Genomic DNA, 13,785 nt, shown 5'->3' on the forward strand with positions numbered 1-13,785 from the left:
ATGACACATACAATTTTACTTACGAATGGAACGGTCGTAACACCTGAAGGAGTTTTAGAGAACACAGATCTTTTTATCAAAGATGGGATCATTCAGGAAATAGCAACGTCTATAGAACGCGAAGCAGACGAAGTGATACAGGCAAACGGAGGGTACGTTCTTCCCGGTTTCATCGACATGCACATTCACGGTGCAGCGGGTGCAGACGTGATGGATGCGACAGAAGAAGCACTTGAAACGATGGCAAACGTATTGCCGAATGAAGGAACGACGTCATTTTTAGCAACTTCCATGACGCAATCACCTGAAGCAATCGAAGCTGCGATGAAAAATGTTGCGTCATTCTCAACTAAACCAGGACAAGCACAAATGATTGGTCTTCACTTGGAAGGACCGTTTGTTTCACCAAAACGAGCAGGCGCACAACCGTTAGAGCATATTTGTCCACCCGATGCAGAGCAATTTGACGTGTGGCAACGAGCATCTGGCGATAAAATTAAGATGGTAACACTTGCTCCAGAAGAACCGAACGGATTTTCTTTTATTCAAAAGTTAGCATCTGAAGGAATCGTTGCATCAATGGGACATACAGACGCTACCATTGCACAAATGGAAGAAGCCGCTAAAGCTGGAGCGTGTCAAGCGACACATCTTTATAATCAGATGTCACCTTTCCACCATCGTGAGCCAGGCGCAATCGGCGGAGTTCTTCTTGAGGATGAACTATCTGCAGAAGTCATTGCGGATTTCATCCACAGCCATCCAAAAGCAGTGGAACTCGCATACCGTGTGAAAGGCCCCGACGGAATCATTTTAATTACCGATGCAATGCGGGCGAAAGGCCTTGAACCAGGCGAATATGAGCTTGGGGGTCAGCCTGTTCATGTGTCTGAAAAAGATGCACGACTTCAAGACGGAACACTCGCTGGAAGTATTTTAACGATGGAAAATGCAGTGAAAAATATTGTAAGTATATTAAACATTAGTCCTTTAGAAGTAGCAAAGATATCCTCAGGAAATGCCGCGCGACAGCTGGGTCTGACTCAAAAAGGAAGTTTGGTCGCTGGAAACGATGCAGATATCGTTATTCTCGATAAAGAGTGGTCAATCATGCAGACGATTTGCGGTGGCATAACAGGGTATGAACGTAATGCTGTGGGATAAGCTGGGCCCGAGCCAATCAAGTGGTGCAGTGTATAAGAGAAGGATGGATTGGTGGTGCTTTAAATGCTTGATAAACAATCAGCTATTCCGATATATGTACAAATTGAAGACTATTTAAAACAGCAGATTGCGCAAGACGTGTATCCTGTTAAGTCAATCATTCCTTCAGAGCGTGAGCTGTCGGAGTTGTTTGGGGTCAGTCGAATGACAGTTCGGCAGTCACTGACAAACCTTGTCAAAGAGGGATTATTGTATCGTGAAAAAGGTCGAGGTACATTTGTTGCAGAAGAAAAGATGGAACAGCCTTTGAACGGTCTGACTAGCTTCACAGAAGATATGAAAGCACGTGGGCTGTCACCAGGAACAAAGCTGATCGGCTTCAGCCAGGTGCGTCCCGATCCGCAAATTAGGGCTAGATTAGGTCTATCTTCAGAAGCGCTTGTGCATAAGGTGGTTCGAATACGCTATGCGGACAATACACCGATGGCAATTGAACGGTCTTATCTGCCAGTTGACTTACTTCCGACACTTTCAGAGGAAGCCTTGCAAGGATCTTTGTATGCGTTCATAGAGCAACAAGAAAAACTAGTGATCGGACAAGCGACTCAACGTATGGAGGCAGCCCTTGCAAAAAAAGAGGACGCTGAATACTTACAAATTGCCATTCCGGCGGCCGTTGTGCAGATAGAACGAGTGAGCACGCTTGAAGATGGCCGGACATTTGAAGTAGTGCGGAGTACGTATCGTTCAGATCGTTATAAATTCATAAGTGAAATCGGAAGGTGAGTGTCATGAATTCATATTTTAGTGAAATCATTACTCTTTTGTCTGAAATAGAACAGGAAGCAAAAGAACCAATTGAAAATGCTGCTGCACAAGTCGCGGAACGCCTTGGTAACGGCGGAATTATCCAACTCTTTGGATCTGGACATTCTCAACTGATTGCACAAGAAGGCTTTTACAGGGCGGGAAGCTTAGCTCCTGTTAAACCTATATCGATCGGTTCGCTGATGCTGCACGAAGGGGCATTACTATCTTCCAGAAATGAAAAGGATCCTGATTTTAGCGAAACCTTTATATCAGAACTTGATATACGTCCAGAGGATGTTGTCATCGTCATATCAAATTCAGGTCGTAATCCTGTCCCGATCGATATTGCGCAGTATGCAGTATCACAAGGCGCTTATACGGTTTCCATTCAATCTTTGTTGTATACTGAAGAAGAACATCCTTCGCGTCATGGTTCCGGTAAACGGCTAGAAGCTATGAGTTCCGTCGTGCTGGACACGAAAGTACCGCCGGGTGACGGTATCCTCCATATTAACGAGGTACAATGCGGTCCGGCTTCATCTATAACAGGGAATGCATTATTGCATTCATTGTTTTGTGAAGTAGTTTTGTGTATGACTGCGAATGGGGTGGAACCGCCTGTTTTTAAGAGCGGTAACTTAGAAGGAAATGCTGAACATAACGATGCACTTGTCGCACACTATAGCGACCGCATCGAGTTTTGAATTAAAAGGAGAGATTTTTCATGGAAAAGAAAACGTACACGATTACAAGCAGCGAAGGGCTGCACGCACGACCATGTTCTATGCTCGTATCTGCTGTGACACCATTCCAATCGGAAGTCACAATTACGTATAAAGAACGCACAGCCAATTTGAAATCCATCATGGGTGTTATGGGGATGGGAATCGAATCAGGTGCACAAGTTGAAATCGTTGCAGAGGGCGCTGATGAGGCAGAGGCGATCGCAAAAGTGGACAGCATTATGAAATCAGAAAGCATCGGCGAGTGAAGCAAACAATAACAGGTATTGGTGTTTCTGACGGCATTGCGATCGCCAAAGCGTACCGCTTGGAAACGCCTGACCTAACAGTGGAAAAAACAACAATCGACAAGCCTGAACAAGAACTGGCGCGATTCGAATCCGCAAAATCAGAGGCTGCCGTAGAACTGGAAGCAATTCGAGCGAAAGCCGCTGAAAACTTTGGAGCAGACAAAGCCGAAATTTTCAGTGCGCATTTGCTTGTTTTAAATGACCCTGAACTTGCGAATACCGTTAAAGGCAGTATCGAACAAGGTATTAATGCGGAATATGCCTTGCAGCAGGCTGCAGATACGTTCACGGCGATGTTCGAAGCGATGGACAATGAATACATGAGAGAACGAGCTGCAGATATACGAGATGTTACAAAACGTCTCCTTGCGAAGTTGCTCGGTGTCCATGTATCAGACCCATCCACAATCGATGAAGAGGTAATCATCATAGCTGATGACTTAACACCTTCTGCTACTGCTCAATTGAACAAGCAGTTTGTTAAAGGATTTGTTACTGATATCGGCGGACGTACATCGCACTCTGCCATCCTTGGAAGAATGCTGGAAATTCCAGCGGTTGTCGGTACGAAAACTGCGATGGCATCCATCGAACAAGGCACGTCGCTGATTGTCGATGGAACGGACGGTACCGTTTTACTGGAACCGACTGGAGAAGAACTGAACTCGTATGAAACGAAGAAATCACAATTTGAACAAGACAAAGAACTGCTAAAACGTTTTGTTACGGAAGCAACGATTACGAGTGATGGACACCACGTAGAAGTTGGAGCGAACATCGCATCTACAGAAGACTTACCATTAGCGGACAAAAACGGAGCTGAAGGTGTTGGGTTGTTCCGGACAGAATTCCTCTATATGGGTAAAAGCGATTTTCCGACAGAAGAAGAGCAGTTCGATGCTTATAAAACTGTTTTGTCATCTATGAACGGCCGTCCAACGGTTGTTCGTACGCTCGATATTGGGGGAGACAAAGAGCTCAGCTACTTCAGTACGCCGGAAGAGATGAATCCTTTTCTAGGTGAACGTGCGATTCGTTTATGCTTTGAACACCCTGAAATGTTCCGCACACAGCTCCGCGCTTTACTGCGGGCAAGTGTTCACGGCAATCTGAAAATCATGTTTCCAATGATTGCGACGCTTGAAGAATTCCGTCGCGCAAAAGGCATGCTGTTAGAAGAACAAGAGAAACTTCATGCGGAAGGCATTGAAGTAAGTGATTCGTATGAGGTTGGCATGATGTTGGAAATTCCTGCCGCTGCGGTTATTGCTGACTTATTTGCCAAAGAAGTCGACTTTTTCTCTATCGGAACAAATGACTTGATTCAATATACGATGGCTGCTGATCGCATGAATGAAACAGTATCGTATTTATATCAGCCGAACCACCCATCGATTTTACGTTTGATTAATAACGTTATTCAAGCCGCTCATAAAGAAGGCAAGTGGGTTGGCATGTGTGGGGAAGTAGCGGGAGATCCGTTATCCATCCCAGTGTTACTTGGTATGGGATTGGACGAGTTTTCCATGAGTCCGTCGAGCATTTTGAAAGCGCGTGCTCAGTTTGCAAGCCTTTCTAAAGCGGAGTGGGAAAGCTATATTCCAGAAATCCTGCAAATGGAGACGTCTGAAAAAATTATCGAGTTTGTAAAAGCGCATAGCTAAAATAGAAAAGCGGAACCGTCATGACGGTTCCGCTTTTGCCAATTTACTTTTTATCTTCAAACTCAATTTTTTGACCATCAGGCATTGTGATTTCAATTTCAAATTTGACGTAGTCATCTTTTAAATCGAATGCGTCCAATGTTTGTTTGATTGCTTCTTCTTTAGAAGTTGTTTCTGAAATGTCCAGATTTTCAAGTCTTGGGTAGATTTCATCGAAAGCATCTTTGCCTTTCAAGTTGTTATTAGAAAGTTCGTCCTCAACAGCGGCTTCAATTTTGCCATTGTCTTGTTCAATTTCAATTTCATATTCTTTGTCTTTCCCGTAGTCCACTTCCAATTCAAATTCATCATAAGCGAGTTTATCCATTTGTTCTTTCATATAATCCTGATCATTGTCAGAACTTGCAGCATCGTCGTTTGTGCCCGAATTGGTTGAATCTGTTGACTCGTCCGTTCCAGTCGTGGAATCATCTGTAACGGTTCCAGGTTCCGTGGCCGTGTCTTCAGTGCCTGTCGTATTCGTATCGTTCGCGTCGCCATTACCGCAAGCTCCGAGAAGTAGTGCAGTCGCCAAAACGCTTCCAGCTATGGATGCTGACTTTTTCATGTTGAACAAACCTCCTGGTGTATTCGCATTTCTTATAGTGTTCCCCTCATTTTGGATTACAAACGGGTTTGTTAAGAGTTACAATTGTTAGAATGCAGGGATTAATTAAAATTGGAAGGAATGATTGGATGACTGATACAGTAGAAAAGCTTTTTGAAGAATTAAGCACATTCTTAGATCGTGAACAAGTGACGCGAAATGAGACCGTTCGAAACTTACATAGCAAGGATGAATCTTACCACACTCCGAGCTTGCCAGATCTTGTGGCGTTTCCAAAAAGTACACAAGAAGTGAGCCGTATTGTAGAAGCAGCGAGCGGATTACAAATTCCAGTTATTCCGTTTGGTGTCGGATCGAGTTTGGAAGGACACGTCATCCCATATGATCACGGGATCACAATCGACTTTTCTATGATGAATCGGATATTAGAAGTGAATCCGGCAGATATGTTAGTTACTGTACAACCGGGTGTAACACGCTCAGAATTGAATAAAGAACTGAAAAAGCATGGATTGTTTTTCTCAGTCGACCCAGGAGCAGATGCGACACTTGGCGGAATGGCAGCAACGAATGCCAGTGGAACGACTTCGGTTAAATATGGTGTTATGCGAGATCAGGTCAGAGATTTGGAAGTTGTTCTAGCAGATGGAACGATTATACACACGGGGAACAAAGCAGCAAAATCCTCATCAGGCTACCATTTGAACGGATTATTCGTCGGTTCAGAAGGGACACTCGGCTGCTTTACAGAATTGACGCTGCGTGTATTTGGAATTCCTGAAGTAACAACTGCCGCACGTGCAACGTTTACATCCATTACCAATGCGATTGAAGCGGTACCGGCCATATTGCAAGCAGGGATTCCTATTGCGCGGGTGGAACTGGTCGATACTGAATCGATTCGCCAAGTGAATGCCTATAGTGAAACGGACTATGCAGAACTTCCCACACTATTTTTGGAGTTTCACGGTAACGAAGCAGGTCTCGCTCAAGATGTAGCCTTCACAGAAGACATTGTTGCAGACTACGAGTGCAAGGAAATCCTATTTGAAACGGAAACAGCAAGCCGCAATCGGTTGTGGGAAGCACGACACAATGCAGCCTATGCCTATACACATGGTTTTCCAGGCAAACAAATGATGTTAACAGATGTATGTGTACCAATTTCTAAATTAGCAGAAGCCGTAGTTTTCGCTCGCGAAGAACTAGACAGAACCGGATTAGAGGGCGGAATAGTTGGGCACGTCGGGGATGGTAACTTCCACGTATTGCTGATGATCGACCATGACAATGAAGAAGAATTAAAGAAAGCGGATGCGTACAATGAAACCATTGTCCGCCGTGCACTCGCTTGTGGCGGGACATGCACAGGCGAGCATGGCGTAGGAGTCGGCAAGCAGAAATACCAGCGCGAAGAGCACGGGGCTGCGTATGACGTTATGCTGAAGATCAAGCACGTGCTCGACCCTGAGAATTTATTGAATCCAGGGAAGTTAATCAAATGAGTTAAGTGGAAAGGGCTCTTGCAAAGCCCTTTTTTACATGGAGTGAACCAGCATGTGGTTCACGCGCGCGGCAGTGTGCTCATAAATCTTGATATCTGCTCATAAAACTCAAAATGTGATCATAAACATGGAAATCCGCTCATAAACTCAGCAAAGTGATCATAACCAGGAAAAAACGCTCATAAACTAAAAAATGCGCTCATAAAACTTGATTTCCGCTCATAACGCCACCTGCAGGTAGAGCCCTGTTGACCTTCTCAAAGCATCGCGGTTTTTACATTAACATTCCCGAAACAATGTCAACTCACGATTATTGAGCAGCAGCTCCAAAAAGACTTTTAGCGCCTTTGTCTGGTACTGCGAACTGGTCACGATTGAAAATTGGCGGACAAAAGGTAAGTCTTTTACGGGTAATTGCACTAACTCCCCATAACGAATGTCCTTTTGAACCGCCCACTCTGATAACAGACTAATTCCTAATCCTGCCCCTACGGCTTCCTTAATGGGCTGGGTACTGGTGAACTGCATAGTTCGGACAGGAGAGATGGAGTGGCGGTCGAAGATGGATTCTGCAGCTTCTCTTGTGCCGGAGCCTTCTTCGCGGATGATCCACGTCTGTGCTTCTAACTCTTTCCATTCAAGATCTCGTTCTGTTAACGTGAGTGGATGATCTGCGGATGCTACTAGGATCATCCGGTCTTCGGCAAATGCTTGAGTGGTCAATTGGCGGTTTTCCTTAAACCGTCCTTCCACGATGCCCACATCAAGCTGCCTGCTCATGATAAGGTCGGCAATCTCTGCTGTATTTCCAATTGTTACATCAGGCTGAATGCGCGGATAATCTTTCAGTAAGCGAGCCAAGATATGAGGCAGCACGTATTCACCAAACGTATAGCTGGCTCCAATTGACAGCTGCCCGCTTGCTTCGTTGGACAAATCGTTGACCAAGTGCTGCATGCGGCCATAGAGCCCGACAATCTCTTTCGCATGGTGGTAAACAATCTCGCCGGCTTTTGTCAGCCTAACATATTTGTTGGTCCTTTCAAGCAAGCGCACATCCATCGTTTCTTCCAAGGAACGTATATACTGACTGACAGCAGGTTGTGTCATGTGAAGTTCTTCAGCTGCGCGTGAGAAGTTCTGCTTTTCGGCAACCATTACAAACACATTCAAACTCTGGTCCATAGGATCACTTCTTTCTCATATATACATTTACTTATGACAGCTATTATATATTGTTATTTTCCTTATAGAAAGTAGAAGCGTATACTAAATTTCAGGAGGTGTTTCATATGAATTCAACCATAATAACACCGTCACCAAAGAAACCATCAAAAGGGGTAGCTTGGATCGGCGGAATCGCATTTACATTTTTTATAGCATTTTTAGGATATTTACTCGCAAAGTTACCAGGCTTTGATCATATTGGGCAATTAGCGTCTGCTATTATTATTGCGGTTGTCTTCCGTCAGTTCTTTGGCTATCCTGAAGCAATTCGCTCAGGAATTGCTTTTTCTTCTAAACGGTTACTAAGAGCGGCGATTATTTTGTACGGTATAAAGCTTAATATCGACACCGTATTAAGTGATGGACTTGGCTTGCTTGCACGTGATGTAGGAGTAATCATCTTTGCTATCTTCATGACACTCTGGCTTGCTAAAATGTTTAAGGCTGATAAAAACATATCACTCTTATTGGGCGTCGGAACGGGAGTTTGCGGCGCAGCTGCGATTGCAGCAATTGCGCCAATTGTGAAAGCTAAAGATGAAGATACCGCGATCGGTGTCGGCATCATCGCACTAATGGGTACAGTCTTTGCGATAGGTTATACCATACTGCGTCCATTTCTGCCAATTGACGCTATTCAGTACGGAATGTGGTCGGGCATCAGTTTGCATGAAGTTGCGCACGTTGCATTGGCGGGTGCTCCTGCAGGCGAAGATGGCTTGGCGATTGCATTGCTTGCAAAGCTGGGCCGGGTATTCTTGCTTGTTCCATTATGCTTCATCTTCATCGCAATTATGAAACGTAAAAGTAAAGGAACAGAAGAAGCGGATGCAAAAATTGAATTTCCATGGTTCCTGGTTGGCTTCATCATTTTAAGTGTACTAGGAAGTTATGTATTTGGACCGATCATTCCAGTATCGGACGGCGTGTACGAATTCGTCTCCGTGTTAACAACATGGCTCTTAACAGCCGCAATGGTAGGACTTGGGTTGAATGTTAGCCTGCGTGATTTGCGTTCTCGTGCACTTCGACCGCTTGCTGCCATGGCTGTTACATCCATCTTGCTTTCTGTTATTGCATACTTCATTGTTTAAACGAAAGTCTTTAATAGAAAAACCACGTACGACAGGAAATTTCCTGTCGTACGTGGTTTTTATAAATTTAAAGAAATTTTCGAGAAGATAAGAACAAACAGGTTATTCAATCGAGAAGCAAAAAGTGCGACTCTCTGTGAGAGTAGTCGCTACATTCGGCCCGATTTGAAAATCGAAAACAGAAGAAATATAAACATTAAAATGGCGATAATTGCTCCGATTTCGATGACTGGCAGATTCAGCAGCATATTATTTTCTCCAGCAATGGCGGATCCGATAATTAGTCCCGTCATTAGAATGCTGAAAGCGAGAAGAATGACACTGAAAGCAAGTCGGTTGCTTATAATATCCATACGTCTAAGTATGAAGCTCGTCTGTCGCAAGTTAATATCCAGCTTTAGTTTTCCCTTTTTGGCGGCTGTACTAATGTCTTTGAAATCGCGCGGTATATTCGCAAGGATTTCAGCATTTTCACTAAAATTTTCCCAGGCCGTTCTAAGCAAAGAGGAAGGACTATAATATTCTTTGATAAGTTTTTTACCAAAAGGCTCCACACCGTCCATGATGCTCATATCAGGGTCTAACTTTGAGACAAGCCCTTCTAACGTTAATATAGTTTTGCCGAGCACCGTGATTTCACTCGGAATCTTTACTTGATGACGATAGGCAACTCCAAACAAATCCATGAAGATGTCACCCAGGCTCATGTTTTGCAAAGGGACGTCATAATACTTCGTCTTCAGCATGCCTAAATCTTTTTGAAGGCTTTTGATATCCGTTTCGTCTTGTAAAATTCCCATTGAATCCATTACTTTAATAATTCCTTTTGTGCTTCCTCGCTCCAATTCCATAATTAGCTTTGCAAATTGAAGTTTGAGATCATCATCCATAACGCCAATCATTCCAAAATCGATAAATGAAATAACATTACCAGGCATTATGTATATATTTCCCGGATGAGGGTCGCCATGGAAAAAACCATGATTTAGTACTTGGCTAAACATGGAATGCACTAGTCTTCTCGCAATCAGCTTTCGATCATATCCGTTTTTGTCGAGCAAGTCGATATCATTGGACTTAATACCCTCGATCATCTCCATTGTCAAAACCTTTTTGGACGTTAACTCCCAGTAAATCTCCGGAATGTATACAGAAGGATCTTTTTTGACTTGTCGAGCGATGCGCTCAGCATTTCTACCTTCGTTCTCATAATCGAGCTCACTTAGAAGCGAGTCCGCAAATTCATTGATAATGGCACGAACACCATACAACTTTCCCCATTCTGTGTTGTTTTCTATAATAGAAGCTATTTCTTTTAAGATTGATAAATCCGTTCCGACAGTTTGTCGTATGTCAGGTCGCTGAACTTTCACTGCAACTTTCTCGCCGCTGTGGAGAAAAGCAGCATGTACTTGACCGATGGAGGCAGTTGCGAGTGGTTTGTCATTGAATGATTCGAATAGCTCGTTTAATGGTTTACCCAATTCTCTCTCGATAATCTCCTGGACATCATCAAACGGAAAAGGTTCCGCATGATCCTGGAGTTTCTCCAGCTCGCGTATGATTTCCGGTGGGACTAAATCGCGTCGTGTACTTGCAATCTGACCTAACTTTATGAATGTTGGGCCGAGTTCTTGCAAAGTTCGATTTAATTTCTGTCCTATATGTTGAAGGTTGGTGTCCATAGGTTCGCTTTTCATCGTTGCCGCAGCTCTGCGTTCGGTAATCCCGAGGCGGAACAACACGTGGCTAAATCCATTTTTTAAAAATGCATTCACTATTTCTTGAAAACGATACGTTCTTCGGATTGAAATTTTAATCACACCAACACCTCCATTCAACTTATTATAATACCCTATAAAGCTTTCTCGCAAACGAGTTAACGATGTCTTAACCTGTGAAAGTAATAGAAACGACCTTGACAGGTGGATTTCTAAAACATATACTGTTCAACATTGACTTGTTAGTCAATCAAAAAAGAGAGGGTTGAAAAACAGTTAATGACTCCTAAAAATGAAGAACAATTTAAAAAAATTCGCGATCAACGTCAGCAAGAATTAAGACGTTCTGCAATTCAAATGTTTAGTCAGAAAGGATTTGCAGCTGCAAAAATTAGCGATATCACTTCTCATGCTAATCTGAGTCACGGACTTTTCTATCATTACTTTACCTCGAAAGAAGAACTGTATATTGAAGTAATTCAAGAGATTTTGGCTGACTTTATCGAACTAGTTGAAGAAGCAAATGAACTACAAAAAAGTTCACTTGGTAAAATGGAGTGGTTAACAGATGCAACGCATTCAGGTTCTATCCGAGAAGGCGTTTACCGTCATATTTTAATCCTTCAAGCGCTGTACTCTGACCACTTAAACGAACCGGTTAAACTTGAAATCGTTGCTTTGTATAAGAGAGCGGTAGATGGGATTGCAACTATTATTCAAGAGGGTCAACAAGAAGGTCATTTCATCGAGGGTGATCCTGAAGAGCTGGCAACATACCATTTAGCTTTAGCGCATGGGCTGCTGTTGTGGAATGCGAGAACGGATAGCCCGATTGAACTGTCTACTGAAAAAGTGTTAAGACAGTTAAAAAGAAGCGGAAATGGAGGAATGTGTCAATGAATAAAAAGATGTTAGCACCAACAATTATTTCAATTGCAATGGCAACTGTCATGGCGGGTGCAGCAATTTCACCAGCAGTTGGGTTAATCGCTTCTAACTTCCCAAATGCAGATCCTGTTCTAATTAAACTCATTTTGACAGCTCCTTCATTGATTATCATCCCGTTTTCTTTTGTATCCAGCTATTTAACGACGAAAATCTCTAAACGTGCAATCGTCATGATTGGTTTGATAATTTATATAGTGAGCGGAGTAGGTGCACAGTTTACCAATACAATTGAAACGTTACTTGCTTTTAGATTTGTATTGGGTGCAGGGGTTGGACTAGTTATGCCACTTTCAATTTCACTAATCAGTGATCATTTTGTTCGGAGACAACAAGTAAAGATGATGGGATACAGCTCTGCATTCAGTAATCTAGGCGGCATCGTTACAATGACGCTTGCAGGATTTTTGGCTACATTTGGCTGGAAGGTTCCATTCAACGTGTATTGGATGGGTGCCGTTATTTTCATTTTAGTATACTTTTTCTTACCGAAGAATGAACCGGTTAAGCCACATGGAACTGGTCCAAAAAAAAAACTGCCATTATCTGTTTACGGGTATGCGCTTGCTTCAGCAAGCATTATGCTTGTATACTACGGGATTGCGACCAACATGGCGCTGTATCTTGAACAAGGAAAATTAGGCGGTTCCAGTGTTGCGGGGGCAGTAATTTCCTTTACTACAATTGGAGGAATGATTACAAGTTTAACATTAGCTCAACTTCAGGATACCCTTCGGAAGTATCTCATTCCGGTTAGTTTGTTGTTGATGGGCTTGGCATTCGCTAGTCTATCGTTAACTTCATCGATACCAGTAATTTTGGCATCCGTCTGTGTTGTAGGTTTAGGACAAGGGATTTTGTTTCCCCTTATCAATGTAAAAGCACTTGGATTAGTCAATCCGTTAAATAGTGACAGAGTAATTGCGGTAGTTTCTAGCTGCATCTACATCGGACAATTCAGTTCGCCTCTAGTATTGGACTCGATTGCAAGGCTGCTTGGACATCCGACTATTCGTTTTCAATACTTCTTCATCGGTTCAGCGTTAGTAGTGAGCGTCGTAGTAATGATGATTATCATGTTTGCTTCAAAATCTAAAAAAGATTCTTTAATTGAAGAAAACCTTCTTTAAAAGATAATTTTATACACAACAAAACGGGCACGCCATTAAAAGGCATGCCCGTTTTGTCGGTTATATTTTCTTTTCTAGACGTTCTATTTGAAGAATACGGAAACCGGCTTTCTCCAGCTTAGTACGAAGCGCATCAATTTCACTCTCTGACTTTTCACCTTCGAGCGTTAACACTACACGTCTAACGAGCACGGAGCCGTTATCTAATGTAAGCATACCTTCGATATTTTCTCCACGAAGTGTACGGGCTAGCTTTTCAATCATTCCACGTGCTTCTGTAGAGGAAATTGTGAGATTCAAACCACCTGTATTGACGCCGAAAGCATCTTCAAACACACCTTCAATTTTGTTATGTGTCAAAATCCCAGACAGCTTGCCATGATCGGTAACTGCAATGAAAGGCAGAGCTTTAATCTTTAACAGTGCATCTAAGAACGATGAATTCTCTTCAATGCAGTCTTCTTGATGTTTAACGATTTTATCAAGCGTTTCATCGGCATTCCCATTTTGTTCATACAAGTATTCGATAAGGTGTATCTTGTAGATCATACCCTTATAGTTATCGTTGGAATCTACGACAGGAACGGAACGAAAGCCGCTCTTTCTAATCTTCTCTAATGCCTGTGCTGCAGTGTCAGTATCATTCACTGTCGTCACATAATTTCTTTCAACGAATAAGTCGCGTACGCGCATCCATAACCCCTCCAATTGTTTTCAATCATTTCAAAATGTTTTGTCAATACCATTATAAATGGAAAAGAGAGTATTGAGCAAGAAGCTTTTTTAGGCGCTATTCAACTTCTATTGTATAGTACATAGCCCGAAATGTCTTAAAAGCCACTGAGTTGTCACAACACGTTTAGTGTATTCCCGTTTTCCCTTAAA

Annotated in this window: 13 protein-coding genes; 9 read left to right on the plus strand and 4 right to left on the minus strand. The window is 42.9% G+C overall.

From position 1 onward, the window contains the following. The 5 genes from nagA to ptsP all read left to right on the plus strand — a co-directional run bounded on the left by nagA (position 1) and on the right by ptsP (position 4,671). Entirely contained in the window at positions 1–1,164 is a 1,164-nt protein-coding gene (gene nagA, locus QT716_RS07505) for an N-acetylglucosamine-6-phosphate deacetylase (protein ID WP_317935446.1), read from the plus strand. Between the two features lie 63 nt (positions 1,165–1,227). Continuing rightward, on the plus strand, positions 1,228–1,950 hold the full coding sequence (locus QT716_RS07510) for a GntR family transcriptional regulator (RefSeq protein WP_317935447.1): 723 nt from the start codon (positions 1,228–1,230) through the stop codon (positions 1,948–1,950). A 5-nt stretch (positions 1,951–1,955) separates the two neighbouring features. Further along, positions 1,956–2,678, plus strand: coding sequence for an SIS domain-containing protein (locus tag QT716_RS07515; RefSeq protein WP_317935448.1), 723 nt, complete (start codon positions 1,956–1,958; stop codon positions 2,676–2,678). A gap of 20 nt (positions 2,679–2,698) precedes the next feature. Next, on the plus strand, positions 2,699–2,965 hold the full coding sequence (locus QT716_RS07520; RefSeq protein WP_317935449.1) for an HPr family phosphocarrier protein: 267 nt from the start codon (positions 2,699–2,701) through the stop codon (positions 2,963–2,965). Further along, positions 2,962–4,671, plus strand: coding sequence for a phosphoenolpyruvate--protein phosphotransferase (ptsP, locus tag QT716_RS07525; protein ID WP_317935450.1), 1,710 nt, complete (start codon positions 2,962–2,964; stop codon positions 4,669–4,671). The genes QT716_RS07520 and ptsP overlap by 4 nt, the downstream gene beginning before the upstream one ends. A 43-nt stretch (positions 4,672–4,714) precedes the next feature. On the opposite strand, the gene QT716_RS07530 is transcribed toward ptsP, so the two are convergent. Beyond that, positions 4,715–5,278 carry a YusW family protein gene (locus tag QT716_RS07530; RefSeq protein WP_317935451.1) on the minus strand — a complete coding sequence of 188 codons (564 nt, stop codon included), beginning with the start codon at positions 5,276–5,278 and terminating at the stop codon, positions 4,715–4,717. 128 nt (positions 5,279–5,406) lie between these two features. On the opposite strand from QT716_RS07530, the gene QT716_RS07535 reads away from it, so the two are divergent. Continuing rightward, a complete protein-coding gene (locus QT716_RS07535; protein WP_317935452.1) occupies positions 5,407–6,783 on the plus strand; it encodes an FAD-binding oxidoreductase in 1,377 nt (458 codons plus the stop codon). A gap of 279 nt (positions 6,784–7,062) precedes the next feature. On the opposite strand, the gene QT716_RS07540 is transcribed toward QT716_RS07535, so the two are convergent. Next, positions 7,063–7,968, minus strand: a complete 906-nt coding sequence (locus QT716_RS07540; RefSeq protein ID WP_317935453.1) for a LysR family transcriptional regulator — start codon at positions 7,966–7,968, stop codon at positions 7,063–7,065. Positions 7,969–8,075: 107 nt separating this feature from the next. On the opposite strand from QT716_RS07540, the gene QT716_RS07545 reads away from it, so the two are divergent. Beyond that, positions 8,076–9,104, plus strand: coding sequence for a YeiH family protein (locus QT716_RS07545; RefSeq protein ID WP_317935454.1), 1,029 nt, complete (start codon positions 8,076–8,078; stop codon positions 9,102–9,104). A gap of 149 nt (positions 9,105–9,253) precedes the next feature. Here the strand turns inward: QT716_RS07545 and QT716_RS07550 are convergent, their stop codons facing one another. Beyond that, positions 9,254–10,927, minus strand: a complete 1,674-nt coding sequence (locus QT716_RS07550) for an ABC1 kinase family protein (RefSeq protein ID WP_317935455.1) — start codon at positions 10,925–10,927, stop codon at positions 9,254–9,256. Between the two features lie 177 nt (positions 10,928–11,104). On the opposite strand from QT716_RS07550, the gene QT716_RS07555 reads away from it, so the two are divergent. Both QT716_RS07555 and QT716_RS07560 read left to right on the plus strand, forming a co-directional pair. Next, entirely contained in the window at positions 11,105–11,725 is a 621-nt protein-coding gene (locus QT716_RS07555; RefSeq protein WP_317935456.1) for a TetR/AcrR family transcriptional regulator, read from the plus strand. Then, positions 11,722–12,900, plus strand: coding sequence for an MFS transporter (locus tag QT716_RS07560; RefSeq protein ID WP_317935457.1), 1,179 nt, complete (start codon positions 11,722–11,724; stop codon positions 12,898–12,900). Before QT716_RS07555 ends, QT716_RS07560 begins: the two co-directional genes overlap by 4 nt. 60 nt (positions 12,901–12,960) lie before the next feature. On the opposite strand, the gene QT716_RS07565 is transcribed toward QT716_RS07560, so the two are convergent. Then, a complete protein-coding gene (locus QT716_RS07565; protein ID WP_317935458.1) occupies positions 12,961–13,593 on the minus strand; it encodes a CBS domain-containing protein in 633 nt (210 codons plus the stop codon). Positions 13,594–13,785: the final 192 nt, after the last annotated feature.

The sequence above is a fragment of the Sporosarcina aquimarina genome, assembly GCF_033253705.1.
GTDB classification, from domain to species: Bacteria; Bacillota; Bacilli; order Bacillales_A; family Planococcaceae; genus Sporosarcina; species Sporosarcina aquimarina.